The sequence below is a fragment of the Acidobacteriota bacterium genome, from assembly GCA_018268895.1.
In the GTDB taxonomy this organism is placed as follows: domain Bacteria; phylum Acidobacteriota; class Terriglobia; order Terriglobales; family Acidobacteriaceae; genus Edaphobacter.
This window is the reverse complement of record JAFDVP010000007.1, coordinates 16,282-29,518: the sequence shown is the minus strand read 5'-3', so window position 1 is coordinate 29,518 and position 13,237 is coordinate 16,282. Positions and strand designations below refer to the sequence as shown.

At 63.1% G+C, this 13,237-nt stretch carries 9 protein-coding genes; 2 read left to right on the top strand and 7 right to left on the bottom strand.

The window, feature by feature from the left end:
• Nucleotides 1–14 precede the first annotated feature (14 nt).
• From JSS95_07680 to JSS95_07670, 3 genes are all read right to left on the bottom strand, one after another.
• A complete protein-coding gene (locus JSS95_07680) occupies nucleotides 15–3,560 on the bottom strand; it encodes a TonB-dependent receptor (protein ID MBS1799688.1) in 3,546 nt (1,181 codons plus the stop codon).
• A 237-nt stretch (nucleotides 3,561–3,797) separates the two neighbouring features.
• On the bottom strand, nucleotides 3,798–4,664 hold the full coding sequence (prmC, locus tag JSS95_07675) for a peptide chain release factor N(5)-glutamine methyltransferase (protein ID MBS1799687.1): 867 nt from the start codon (nucleotides 4,662–4,664) through the stop codon (nucleotides 3,798–3,800).
• Between the two features lie 116 nt (nucleotides 4,665–4,780).
• On the bottom strand, nucleotides 4,781–5,593 hold the full coding sequence (locus tag JSS95_07670; GenBank protein ID MBS1799686.1) for a VOC family protein: 813 nt from the start codon (nucleotides 5,591–5,593) through the stop codon (nucleotides 4,781–4,783).
• Nucleotides 5,594–5,899: 306 nt separating this feature from the next.
• Here JSS95_07670 and JSS95_07665 point away from each other — a divergent pair, with 306 nt between their 5' ends.
• Together JSS95_07665 and JSS95_07660 are read left to right on the top strand one after the other, a co-directional pair.
• Nucleotides 5,900–7,267 (top strand): APC family permease, encoded by a 1,368-nt coding sequence (locus JSS95_07665; GenBank protein MBS1799685.1) that lies wholly within the window; start codon nucleotides 5,900–5,902, stop codon nucleotides 7,265–7,267.
• A 213-nt stretch (nucleotides 7,268–7,480) separates the two neighbouring features.
• Entirely contained in the window at nucleotides 7,481–8,446 is a 966-nt protein-coding gene (locus JSS95_07660; GenBank protein MBS1799684.1) for a nucleoside hydrolase, read from the top strand.
• 168 nt (nucleotides 8,447–8,614) lie between these two features.
• On the opposite strand, the gene JSS95_07655 is transcribed toward JSS95_07660, so the two are convergent.
• From JSS95_07655 to JSS95_07640, 4 genes are all read right to left on the bottom strand, one after another.
• Nucleotides 8,615–9,535: a 2-dehydropantoate 2-reductase gene (locus JSS95_07655; GenBank protein ID MBS1799683.1), complete on the bottom strand. Its 921-nt coding sequence runs from the start codon at nucleotides 9,533–9,535 to the stop codon at nucleotides 8,615–8,617.
• Nucleotides 9,536–9,882: 347 nt separating this feature from the next.
• On the bottom strand, nucleotides 9,883–10,689 hold the full coding sequence (locus tag JSS95_07650; GenBank protein MBS1799682.1) for a glucose 1-dehydrogenase: 807 nt from the start codon (nucleotides 10,687–10,689) through the stop codon (nucleotides 9,883–9,885).
• 77 nt (nucleotides 10,690–10,766) lie between these two features.
• Nucleotides 10,767–11,810 carry a galactitol-1-phosphate 5-dehydrogenase gene (locus tag JSS95_07645; GenBank protein MBS1799681.1) on the bottom strand — a complete coding sequence of 348 codons (1,044 nt, stop codon included), beginning with the start codon at nucleotides 11,808–11,810 and terminating at the stop codon, nucleotides 10,767–10,769.
• 159 nt (nucleotides 11,811–11,969) lie between these two features.
• Nucleotides 11,970–13,040, bottom strand: coding sequence for a methyltransferase domain-containing protein (locus tag JSS95_07640; GenBank protein MBS1799680.1), 1,071 nt, complete (start codon nucleotides 13,038–13,040; stop codon nucleotides 11,970–11,972).
• Nucleotides 13,041–13,237: the final 197 nt, after the last annotated feature.

Genomic DNA, 13,237 nt, shown 5'->3' with positions numbered 1-13,237 from the left:
TTGGAGGCTGTAGGTTAGAAGTTGATCTTTATCGACCCCTGGAAGATGCGGGCCTGGTTGGAGGTGGAAGAGATCTGACCGAACGTGCTGGACGTAAGGGTTGCGCTGGGATTGCTGAAGTTCGGATGGTTCAGCACGTTGAACGCCTCCAGCCGCAGGGTCGTCGACAGGCTCTCGTGGATCGGGAAGATACGCGAGATCTGAGCGTCGAACTGAAGGCTGGAAGGTCCACGGAAGGAATTTTTGCCGACGTTTCCGTAGGTCCCGTAGCCGGGGCAGGTTGCGGGCGACAGCGGAGTGGTAGGGCATCCGGTTACGACCTGTGCGAAGGCGGCGGTGTTGAGATACTGCCGGTTCGCGGCGCCAGTGGATTGAATCTTGGTGCCGGTATAGACGGAGTTTCCAGATACCCGGTTCGGCCGGTCGCTGCCGATGGCTGTAAAGGAGTTGTCCTGTCCGGAGGTGACGTTGAAGGGCGCGCCGCTCTGGACATGGATCAGCGGAGCGAAGACCCAGCCGTTGGCGAGCAGAGCTTTGAAGCCCGTGAGGGGGAACTTGCTCGTGGTGATCAGCACGACGTTTTCGATGTGCCGGTAGTCTGAGCCGCAGGGACCGTAGTCCTGCGCCGGATTGTTGGGGTTCATGAAGCTGTTTCCGGCGGTGTCGCCCTGCGCATCGGAGAGGCCGAGGCACTTGGACCAGGTGTGGTTGGCCATCAGGCTGAAACTGGAGGAGAGACGGTGCTGGATGGTGGTGACCAGGCCGTTGTAGTTCGACATGCCGTTGGAGTTGATCAGGATGGAGCTGCTGCCGCCGGAGTATTGATTGCCTTGAAGCGGGTTGGCGACGGTGAGGGCATAACGCTGCGTCTGGTTGGCAACGGTAGAACACGGCGTTCCGGCAGCGCCGGCGGGTTTACCGGCAGGGCCGGTGGTTACGACTCCCGCGCAACCGGTGCCGCCTGCGCCCCAGACTCCGGGAACGTAGATCGCTGGGCTAAGCGGTGTTCCCGCCGGAGCGTGGACCGTATGGGCGCCGATGTACTGGACCTGTAGCTGCCATTGACCGAGCTGCCGCTGCACACTGGCCGTCCACTGCTCGGTATAAGAGGGGTGATAGTGCTCGGGCAGCACGATGTACTGCGACTGGGCGAAGAACTGTGCAATCGCGGGAGTCGGTATCTGCGGCTGCGGGAACGGGTTAGAGGTGACGGTGCCTGCCGTCCAGGGAGCGGAGAAGTTGATCGGCCCGGAGGTCGAGGTCTGCGTCTGCTTGATGGCGGTGGCGAAGGGCGGGTTCTGCTGGTTGCGCTGCGCGGTGAAGTAATTCACCTGGTCGTAGGCGATCGCGGCGCCGCCACGGATCACCGTCTTGCCCGAGCCGGTGGGGTCCCACGAGAAGCCGACGTTCGGCGAGAACTGCCAGGGCGAGTTCTTGGTGAAGATGTCGGAGACGCCGGGGTCGCCAAAGAACATCGCGCCTGCCGGAGCATTGGGGTAGACCGAGCTGACCTTGTTGGCAAGGAACGCTGTTCTGTCGAAGGTAACTCCGCGGTGGAAGTAGTCGAACGGCATGAAGTTGGGGCTCCAGCGCAGACCGGCGACCAGAGTGACAGCAGGAGTGGGATGATAGGTGTCCTGGAAATAGAGGCTGGGGATGGGGCCACGCAGGGCGTTCTGCTGCTGCTTGCTCTGCTCAAAAGCGCTCAGGCTTCCCACGAGGAAGTCGAGGTTGGGATCGCCTCCCGCAGAGCCGCCACCGGGCCCATTGGCGCCATAGCGTCCATCGAAGGTGAAGACGCCGTTGCTCTCATACGCATTGGCAATATTGAGCTGGTTGCGTGCGTATTCACCGCCGAAGACAAGCTGGTGCTTGCCCACCAGCATCGTGATGTCGTCATCGAAGGCAATAGTGTTGTCGTTGAACTTGGAGTTCGAGTTCGTGCCGCCGCCGATGGTGAACTTGTTCGACGTCGTCATCTGCAGGCCGTTGGGCTGGTTCTGATAAAGATTGACGCCCAGAGTAGCCGCATTGATGTTGTTGCCCGCATATCCGCGGTTGTTGCGGCGGCGCAGAAGGGTGATGTGGGCCGTGTTCACAATCTTCGGCGTGATCGTATAGGCATCGCCGAAGGTAAAGGACTGTACGCGCTGCGAAAGCCCGGCCTGCGTGGTGACGAGAATGTTGGTGGGATAGAAGAACGCGGGCTGCTGGTAGCCGTCGATGAAGTACCGGCCATACACGTTGTGGTTTGAGTTGATTGTGTAGTCGACGCGGGTAACAAACTGGTTGTCCGCCGACTGAAGCGGGATCGAGTATTTCACCAGGCCGCAGTTGCCGGTATCGGTTGCGGGATCGATCTTGGGCAGATAACTCAGCAGCTTAAGCGATTGAGCGTTGTACGACGGCGCAGTCGCATATTTGTTGCCCGGGAGCACCGCGCCGGTAAAAGGATCGCGGAGTTGCGTGTAGGTCGTGTTGCAGGAGCCGGCCGGGGTCTTGGAACCGACGGGATGCGTTGCATCTGCGACGGGGTCGGTAACTGAGAAGTCGCCTGCCAGATTGGCAGCCGTAGGCACAAAGGCCTGTGTCGATGCCTGTGACTGCTTCGAGCCGGTGCGCTGATATCCGGCGAAGGCGAAGAGTTTGTCTCTGAGGACAGGTCCGCCGAAGGTGCCGCCGTACTGGTTCTGGTGCAGCGTGTCCTTCGTGGCCGAAAAGAAATTGGAAGCGTTGATGTAGTTGTTGCGGATGAACTCAAAGGCCGTCCCGTGGTACTTGTTGGTGCCGGAGCGGGTCACCACGTTGACCAGGCCGCCGGCGTGCATGCCGTTCTGCGCGCTCAGGGCCGTCGATTCGACGCTGAACTGACTGACAGCGTCCGGGAAGGGGAACGGCAGGTTGCCGTTGGCCATGAAGTCGTTGTTGGGGCCGCCATCGAGCCTCCACATGGTGGTGTTGCCGCCGCCGCCCGCGATCGAGACAGAGATGGTCTGGTAGGTGTACTTGCTGCCGGTAAAGTCGCCGCCGGGGGCCGGGGTCGAACCGCCCGAGAGGGTGATCAGGCTGGTCATCTGGCGGCCATTGAGCGGCATCTCGGTCACCGTCTGCTGATCGATGGTCTGCTTGAAGGAGGCATCCTCTGTTTGCAGGGCGAGACCCTCGGCCTTGACCTCGATGTGCTCGCTCTGGCTGCCGACGGTCATGGGCACATTGATCGAGATGGCGCTGCCGACCTCGAGAACGATTCCCGTCTGCGTGTAGGTCTGGAATCCGGCCTTGGAGACGCTAAGCGTGTAAGTGCCAACGGATGTATTGGGAAAGGTATATAGACCGCCGTTGTCGCTGGTTGCCGTCCGCTTGATGCCCGTGGCGGTATTCGTGAGCGTGACTGCTGCGCCCGGAAGGACGGCGCCCGTCGAATCGGCGATGTTTCCCTGGATGCTGGCGTTTCCCGCGCTCTGCGCAAGGGCCGCTCGAACAGGGACAAGCAGGAAAAGGATTGGCAACAGGAGAAGGAGAAACAGCCCATTGGACTGTCCAATTCGGTTTCTATTCATCATGGTCAGGCCTCTAAAGTGGATCGTCGTCGAAAAATGATTGCCAGTTTGTAGCAAAGAAACTCGGCTTGTTTAGCGTGGAAAGACTATATGGAGACGATCAAAAGCCTGTCAACGAAAAATCTCCGGTGGATTGCCGCCGGGGTGGCGTCTCTGGTAACAGGTCAGACCATCTCAAACCACTGAGACGATTCAATACCGAATCCTGTTTCTATCGGGAAGCGGCAAACCCTGCATTCAATAGAGAACCGGGCTCCGGGCGATCGCCACCCGCGGAATCCCCTGGAGGTCGTCGATGAAACCAACGTTTGTCCAGCCCGCCAGCAAACCGGCGAGCGCGTCGCGCTGGCCGTGCCCGATCTCAAGCGCCAGCAGTCCACCCGGCTTGAGCGCCCGCTGTGCCTCGGGGACCAGGCGGCGGTAGATATCGAGGCCATCCGCCCCCGCATAGAGGGCCGTGGCCGGTTCGTGCTCGCGCACCTGCGGGTGCAGCGTCGGGGAATCGCCGGACGGCACGTAGGGCGGATTACTGGCGATCACGTCGAAGTACCCCGTCTGCTGCTCGGGAGGCAACGCCTCCAAAAGGTCGGAGAGCAGGAAGCGGATGCGCGTGTCGAGCGAGTGTGCGCGCGCGTTCGACTGGGCAACGGCGAGGGCGGCAGGGGAGAGATCGACGGCGATCACTTCGGCCTGCGGAAGGTTCGAGGCAAGCGCGAGGGCGATGGCCCCGGAGCCGGTACCGATGTCGGCGATGGTCACCGGACGGTCTTTGGGCAGATGGTCGAGCACGGCCTCGACCAGGTGCTCGGTCTCGGGCCGGGGGATGAGGACGGCGGGGGCGACGGCGAGGGTGAGCCCGTAGAACTCCTGTGTGCCGGTGATGTATTGGATAGGCTCGTGGCGGAGGCGGCGGGCGATGGCGGACTCAAAGGCAGCGATCTGCGCAGGAGAAAGCTCGCGGTCAGGGTAGGCGAGCAGGCTGGCGCGAGTCAGCGAGGCCGTGTGCATCAGCAGCGTCTCGGCGTCGCGGCGCGCGGTGTCTGCCAGATGTGCGGCGGCGGCGAGCTGGTTCGTTGCGGATTGGAGGGCCTGCTGGAGAGTCATGGTGTGGCAGGGAGTAAGGAATAGAGCGCAGCCTGCGGCCCGCTCCGGTTGACACATCAATTTAACTTAACGGAAGCATTGACTACTCCCTACCCCTGTTCCCTACCCCCTGCCCCTCACTGCTGGATCATGATCTGGTTGCCGTCGGGGTCGGAGACGGTGAGGGTGTCGGCGGACTTGATCGCTTTGATGTCGTGTTTCCGCAGAATGCGCGACGACTTTGAGAGGCTGGAGGTGCGCAGCGTGAACCGCGCCTTCGTGCCCAGCGAGACGGCGGAGGCGATCTCGATCTCCTGGCCGGAGTTGCCGGGCATATGCAGAAACATCGGGTCGTGCGCGATGGACTTGAACGAGAGCCCGTTCAGGTAAAAGTCGCGCGCGGCGGCGGGGTCGCGCATGGCGATGGCGGCGGAGAAGATGGTCTCGCCCACGCGGTCGTCACCGAGGTGCTTGCCCTGGTCGTTGGAGTGCAGCGAGCCGGGCTGATACTGCGTGTACTCGAGGTTCTGCGCCTTGCCGTTGGCGTCCGGGGGCCCGGCCAGAGTGAAGAGCAGGTTGCCGGCGCCCGCCTTGCGAACCGATGTCGGCGTAAGGCCGTGCGCGACGTAATCGTCGTGGATGGTCTCAAGGTCGTCGCCCTCGAAGCAGACGTGGAGGAAGCCGACGGGAGCGTTCTCGGGGTCGCCGGGGTAGAGCTCGAGGAACTGGCGATCGTTGATCTTGATGAAGCTCTCGCGAACGTTGCCGTCCTTGCCCTTGAGGTTGAAGGCCTCCTCGAAGCCGAGCTTGTTGTAGAACTCGCGCGAGGAGTCGAGCGAGCGGACGCGGATGGCGATGTGCGCGATGCCGGCCAGCGGCGGCGTCTGCTGTTGGGCGGGCGCAAAGGAGGCGCAGAGGAGGAGAACGGCCAGGGCGAGGATGCGGCGCATCGTGTGTTCCTTGAAGGGGCTTCGGTGGGTCTTCCTCAGAGATTGTCGCAGATTGGGTTCGCGCGTTGGGCGAATGAACCCACATCCGGCGATGAGCCTGCCAGATATGGGCACCTGTCAACCGGCGAAGATGGGCACCCCAGCAACAAGAAGCAATCAACCTCAACGCGGCTCGCCATCCCCCGATCGAGAAACTCCTCAGTCGCTCGAATCGTGAACGGCCCATTGCAGTCCAGCGCCATATGGCCGCATCCGGGAACCACCGCCAGCTCTCCACCGTGCTTCGTTCACGATACAGTTTCATTCATGCTCAATCGCGGTCGCGCGAACTCCAACGGCAGCACAGCGCGCAAGCTGCGGCTGCTGCCGTTGCTGGCGGCGACCTACTTCATGGTTTCCGGCGGCCCCTACGATCTTGAGGACGTCATCGGCTACGGCGGCTACGGTCACGCGCTTCTGCTGCTTTTTCTGCTGCCCTTCTTCTGGAGCTTTCCCACGGCGTTGATGCTCGGCGAGCTGGCCGCCGCCATCCCCGACGAAGGCGGCTTCTACGCCTGGGTGCGTCGCGCGCTCGGCCCCTTCTGGGGATTTCAGGAGGCGTGGCTCTCGCTCGCCTCCTCCGTCTTCGACATGGCCATCTACCCGACGACCTTCGTGCTCTACCTCCAACGCATCGCGCCCGCGCTCACTGTGGGCCATCGCGCCATTGCATTGGATCTGCTCGTCGTCGCTGCCGCCGTGTTGTGGAACCTGCGCGGCGCGGCGGCCGTGGGCGAAGGCTCCGTTAAGCTATGGCTCTTTGCCATCTCGCCGTATGTTGCGCTGGTAGGACTCGCCGTGTGGATCGGCTTCGGGTTCTACTCCTCGCACTTCCACTTCAGCGGACACGCCTCCATGGCCCGCCCCGCCAACGCCGACTTCAACACCGCCATCCTCGTCGCCATGTGGAACTACATGGGTTGGGACAACGCCACTACCATCGCCAACGAGGTCGACAACCCGCAGCGCAACTACCCGCGCGTGATCCTGATGGCGGCCTGCATGGTGATGCTGACGTACCTGATCCCCGTCGCCGCCGTCGCCTGGGCGGGCATCCCCTCGGCAAACTTCACCACGGGAGCATGGGTCGACGCCGCCGGCCTGCTGGGCGGTGCGGGCCTCGCTTTCACGGTGGTACTCGCCGGTTCGCTCGACGACTTCGGCACCTTCTCGAACCTCACGCTCTCGTACACGCGGCTGCCGCACGCGCTGGCCGAGGACGGCCTGCTTCCCGCCGTCTTCACCAAACGTCTGAAGAACGGCGCGCCGTGGGTGGCCGTGATCGCGTGCGGCATCTGCTGGGCGCTCGCGCTGGGCTTTACCTTCGAGCGCCTCATCACCATCGACCTTGTGCTGTGGGGTATGTCGATCGTGCTGGAGTTCATCGCGCTGATTATCCTGCGCCGCAAGGAGCCTGGCCTCGCGCGCCCCTTCCGCATCCCCGGCCCGGACTGGGTGCCCATCGCGCTGGCCGCAAGCCCCACCGCGCTCACGCTGTACGCCCTCTACGCCGCGCGTACCGAGCACGTTGCGGGAATGCCCGCCGTCGTCTTCGCGCTCCTCATCGCCGCGCTCGGGCCGCCGCTGTATCTGTTGGCGAAGCTGAACCGGCGCAAGGTTGCCGTCAGCGATTAAAACCGGGTGACCCATCTTCGCCGCAGTTTTATCGCAGCCAGGGTAGATGTGGCGGGTACCCCATCCTTGGACGCAAAGCGGCCAAGGGTGGGAGTGTACAACGCCCGGTGCCGTCATTCTTCATCCCACCCTTCGCGTTGCGAAGGATGGGGCACCCAATGGTCCGTATCCGGAAACAACGCGCGCGCGCGAGAAGCGTCTATAGTGTTCTCGATGCGAATTCGCCTGTTTGCTCTCGTCTTCCTGCTCGCGCTTGCCGCGAACACTCTTCACGCGCAGACCACGCCCGTCATTATCGACACCGACGTAGGCGATGACGTGGACGACGCCTTTGCCATCGCTCTCGTGCTGGCGAGCCCCGAACTCAAGGTTCTCGGCATCACCTCTGCCTGGGGAGACACGCAGCTTCGCGCCCGCATGATCGACCGTATGCTCTGCGAGACGGGCCGCGACGATATCGCCGTGAACGCCGGCATCCCCACCAAATCCACCACGCTGTTTACGCAGGCACCGTGGGCGAGGGCGGGCATCGACCGTCCGCACAAGGACGGCGTCGCCTTCCTGCTCGACCAGGCGAAGGCGCACCCCGGCGAGATCACGTTGCTTGCGATCGGGCCGCTCACCAACATCGGAGCAGCTATCGACCGCGACCCCGTGACCTTCCGTAAGCTGAAGCGCGTGGTGCTGATGGGAGGCTCGATCCGCATGGGCTATGGCCCCGCAGGCACGCCACCCGAACCCGAGTACAACATCGCGCGCGACCCTGCCTCGGCGCAGAAGCTGCTGCGCTCCGGGGTTCCGCTCTACTTTCTTCCGCTTGATTCGACGCAGATCATGTTCGACAACGCGAAGAAGGCGGAGCTGGCTTCCATCAGCACTCCCATGACCGACGCGCTGCAGATTCTCGTCGCCGAGTGGATGCGCGGCACAAAGAAGGCAGAGGAGACGCTCTTCGACGCCGTCGCCGCCGCTTATACCTTCGACAACGCAAGCTGCCCCATGACGCCGCTGCACCTTGAGATCGACGACAAGGGAATGACCATCCCCGGCAGCGGCACACCAAACGCCAGCGCCTGCCTGACCGCAAGGCCAGAGGCGTTCTTCAACATCCTGATGCCTCGCCTGCTCAACCAGAGACTCGTCGGCAACAAGGCCTGCCTCGCGCAGCCCGCGAAGTGAGGGCATTGGAGAGTTGCGCGGTGCTGCCCACACCCTTCGGGTGCCCCGTCCTTAGCCGCATAGTGGATAAGGGTGGGATGTAAACCGTTCGTGCCGGGTAAGAGGTGTTCATCCCACCCTTCGTTTCACGAAGGATGGGGCACCCGATTATTTGTGTCTGTGCGCGAACTACTTCGCAGCCAGCTCTCTCAGCAATGTTGCCGCCATATTGTTCGCCGGAGTCGCGATCCTGTGCTTCTTCCCCAGCCTGACGATCGCGCCGTTGCGCGCATCGATCTCCATCGGCCTGCCTGCCATACGATCGGCCAGCAGCGAGTTGACCGAGTCGACCGCGGCGCGCCGCGAGGCCGCCAGCACCTGCTCCGGAAGGTCGTCTTCGAGCATTGCTCCCTCGGCGCGTCCCACGGCAACGCACTCGCGCACCAGGTCGAGCGCGACCTCGCCGACCTCCTCGTCGCGCATCACGCCCGCGGGCTTCAGCAGCAACGCGGACAGGGCTCCCGCGGCGTTGTGACAGAGCTTCTTCCACGCGACCGTCGTCCAGTCATCAACAGCGTCCGCATCGGCCTGCGTGCCCGCAAATAACTCGACAAAACTCCTGCCCAGCGGGCCGTCCGGCACTCGCAGGCTCATCGGCCCACGTTGCGCGATGCGATCCACGCCATCCACCGCGGGTCTGCGCTCGGCCGGGCAGTCGACGATCACCGGCACAATGCGGTCTTCGGGAACATACGGCGCGAAGCGCTCGCGATGCTCGACGCCGTTCTGCAGCACGGCCACGGGGGTGTCTTTCTCGCGCAGCCACTCCAGCCAGCGCGCCGCCGAGGGCACGTCGTAGGCCTTGGTCGCCACCATCACCCAGTCGACCGGCAGCGCCTCTTCGGGCTGCGTCCATATCCTGGCCTCGATCTCGATCTCGGGACGAATCTCCACCATGTCGCTGCGCAGGCCGATGGCTGGCGACTCCACCACCAGCCCCCTCAGCGGACGTCGCGCGCAGAGCATCAGCTCGTGGCGGCCCGCCGACTGCAACAGCGAGGCCACGACCCCGCCGATCGCTCCCACGCCCACAATTGCGATTCGTGCCATGCGCGCCATTTTAGACCGCGGCAAGCCTCCGCACGTCGGCATTCTGACCCAGTCGAAGGATTCAGCGTGGTTCGCATACCGCCAGCGTTCGGATGCCCATCCTTCGCAGTCTCACCGCGAAGGGTGTGGGAAATCAATCATCTTCATCCAATCCGAAGAATTGTCATTCTGAGCTGATTCGCGTTTCATGGCGGATGCGCAGTCGAAGGATCTGCGGTTTGCCCGATTGGATCAATACTCTCCTTGGACAAAACCGCAGATCCTTCGACTCGCCACGCGCGCTCAGGACGACATTCCTTTGGGAATGAGCCTTCACATGGCGGATCCCAAAAAAGGAGATGAAATGCTCACGTGCGCTTCTTCACCGTCGCCCGCGTCGACCCCGTCGTGATGCCGCCGTCGACTAGAAGCGTCTGTCCGGTCACGTAGCGGCTTGCCTCCGATGCTAGAAAGACCACTGCGCCGTCGAGGTCGTTCGGTGCGCCGGGGCGCTTCATCGGGATGCGCTCTGTCAGGTACTCCACCCAGCCCGCATCCTCGTACATCACCGCGTTCTGTGCGGTCTTGAACCATCCTGGAGCGAGGCAGTTGACGGTGACGCCGTGTTTGCCCCAGTCGTCGGCGAGGCTCATCGTCAGTTGCTTGATGCCGCCGCGGCTCGCCGTGTACGGCGCGAGACCGGCGTAGCCGAAGACGCTAGTGACCGAGCCGATGTTGATGATGCGGCCGTAGCCGTGCGGAACCATCTGCCTTGCGATGTGCTGTGCGACGAAGAAGGCTCCGCGCAGGTTCGTGTCGAGCACGAGGTTCCAGTCGTCCCACGTCACATCGAGCGCAGGCTTGCGCACGTTGCAGCCGGCATTGTTCACGAGGATGTGGATCTGCGGGAAAGCTTTTGCCGCCTCCGCTGCCGTGGCCTCGATGCTGTCCTTGTCGCGCACGTCGAGCGCGAGCGCAACGGCTTTGCGTCCGAGCGCTTCGATCTCAGCGACGAACGCCGCGCAGTCTTCCTTGCGCCGCGCCGTGACGATCAGGTCAGCGCCTGACTTGGCGAGAGCACGGCCAAGGTACTGGCCCAGTCCGCGGCTGGCTCCGGTGACGAGGGCAACCTGCCCGGTGAGGTCGAAGAGTGGGTTCATCGTAAAGTTCTCCATTTGGGCAATGTAAGTTTGCGTCACGCAGGCGAAATACAGGGATTCTTCGCCTCACGGCTCAGAATGACGAACGGTTTCTAGGTTGCTTTGCGAGGGTCGAGCACAATCTTCATCAGGTTGGGCTCGCGTGCGTGCAGCCTCTCAAACCACGACGGGCCAGTTTCGAGCGGAGCGATCGCGGTGATCAGCGGAGCGACCTTGATCCTGCCATTGGCGATCAGCGCGATGGCCTGCGGGTACTCGCCTGCCGAGGCGCACGAACCCTGCAGGCGTATCTGCCGCGAGACCACCTTCTGCAGCGGGATCGTGACCTGCGGCGTGATGTTTCCGACGAGCGTGACGGTGCCTCCCTTGCGCACGCAGTCGATGCCGGTAGCGATAGTCTCGGTGGCTCCGACGGCCTCGAGCACGACGTCGACTCCGATGCCGCCCGTTAGCTCGAGGATCTTCGAGCTGAGCACTTCACCCGAGGCAAGGAAGGTCTGGTCTGCGCCGAGCGATGCGGCAAGCCTAAGCCGCGTCTCGTCGATGTCGGAGATGTAGACCTTCGAGCATCCGGCGGCGCGCGCTGCCTGCAACAGAAGCAGGCCGATCATTCCGGCCCCGATGACGAGCGCCGTTTCGCCGCCTTTGATCTCGGTGACGGCGATGCCGTGCAGCGCGACCGAGACGGCCTCGAGCATGGCGGCGTCGGCGAAGTTGAAGGCGTCGGGAAGCCTGTAGGCGATGCGCTCGGGGATGACGAGGTACTCGGCGAACGCGCCGTGGCGGCGATACTCGCCGCAGGAGACGCCGATGACCTGGCGGTCGTTGCACAGGTTCACCTCGCCGCGCCTGCAGAATTCGCACGCGCCGCAGTAGACAGTAGAGTCGAAGGTGATGCGATCGCCCGGCTTGTACGCGGTGACGCCCGCGCCGACGGCGGTGACGACGCCCGCAGCCTCGTGCCCCATGACGATGGGAGGAATGCGACGGCCGGTGGAGCCGTCGTATCCGTGCACGTCCGAGCCGCAGATGCCGCAGGCGGCGACCTCGACCAGAAGCTCACCCGCTGCCGGAGCGGGTGCAGGCATCTCGGTCAGCTCAAGATGGTTGTAGCTGGAGAGCAGAAGCGCCTTCACGAAGGGTCTCGACTTTCTCTGAGGTTGGCACGAAACATTATTGCAGGCTTCGCCGCCAAGAGGTTGAGCACCACTCGTCATTCTGAGCCCCCGCCCCGTCATTCTGAGCCGAAGGCGAAGAATCCCTGTAGTTCTTTCACTGTGCACTCAAGCTTCGCGTCAGGCCCTCGCTTCAAACACAAGATTGAAGGGCGTCTCCGCGGCGCGGCGGAAGCTCTTGAAGCCTGCCTGCATGATGATCTCGCGCATACGCGCCTCTCCCGCCTGCGCGCCCAGCGCGAGACCGACCTCCTGGGAGCGGGAGGCTGGCGTACAGAGCATGGTGGAGGCCGAGTAGAAGATCCTGCCAACAGGGTTCAGGTTGTCTTCCACCTTGTCGTTGGCAAAGGGCTCGACGATCATCCACGAGCCTCCGGGCGCGAGCGTCGAGAGCACATGTTTGGCCGCGCCCACGGGATCGCCCATGTCGTGCAGGCAGTCGAAGAAGGTGACGAGGCCGTAGTGGTTGCCTGGGAAGTTCTTCGCCATGGCGACCTCGAAGGTGATGCGGCTGGCCAGCCCCGCCTCTTCCGCCGTCTTCTCGGCCCACTGGATCGACGGCAGGTGATAGTCGAAGCCGAAGAAGGTGGAGTTCGGGTAGGACTTCGCCATCAGCATGGTGGAGGCCCCATGTCCGCAGCCGACGTCGGCCACGCGAATCCCCGACTTCAGCTTTGCGTCGACGCCGGTGAGCGCAGGGATCCACTGCGAGATGAGGTTGGCGGCGTAGTTCGGGCGGAAGAAACGCTCGGTGCCCTGGAAGAGCTCGGCGTCGTGCTCATGCCAGCCCACGCCCTGGCCGGTACGGAAGGCGTTCGTGATCTTCGGCTCATCGCGGATAACGGCACCGATGACCTGAAAAGCTCCGGGGAGAAAGGCAGGGCTGTCGTCGACGGCCAGAGCGAAGGCCTGCTCCGGTGGAAGCGTGTAGGTCGCCGTGGCGGGATCGTAGTCGAGGTAGCCGCTGGCGGCGTTGGCGTTGAGCCACTCGCGGACATATCGCTCGTTGGTCTTTGTCTTGGTGGCGAGTTCGGCCGGTGTCATGCTCCCGGCACCGGCCATGGCTTTATACAGGCCGAGCTTGTCGCCGATAATGACGAGCGCGGCGTGCATGGCAGCGCCCATATCCGCTACGGCCTGGTTCATGAAGGCGTTGAGTTTGGTTTCGTTCAGGGGGGATGCGGCAGCCATAACTTTCCTCCACTGCGTCAGCTGGACGCAGCATCGATGATTGGCCCCATTCGTAAGCTTATATCCTGCTACGCAAGGCTGGCGTTGGCAAGCGCCTCTTCACCCGCTCACTCTGCTTCGCCGGCTACAATAGCTCCGAGTGCGAAGCTGTATCTTATTGTTTTCAATAGTTTGGCGTTGCTAGCGCGTCCTCGACC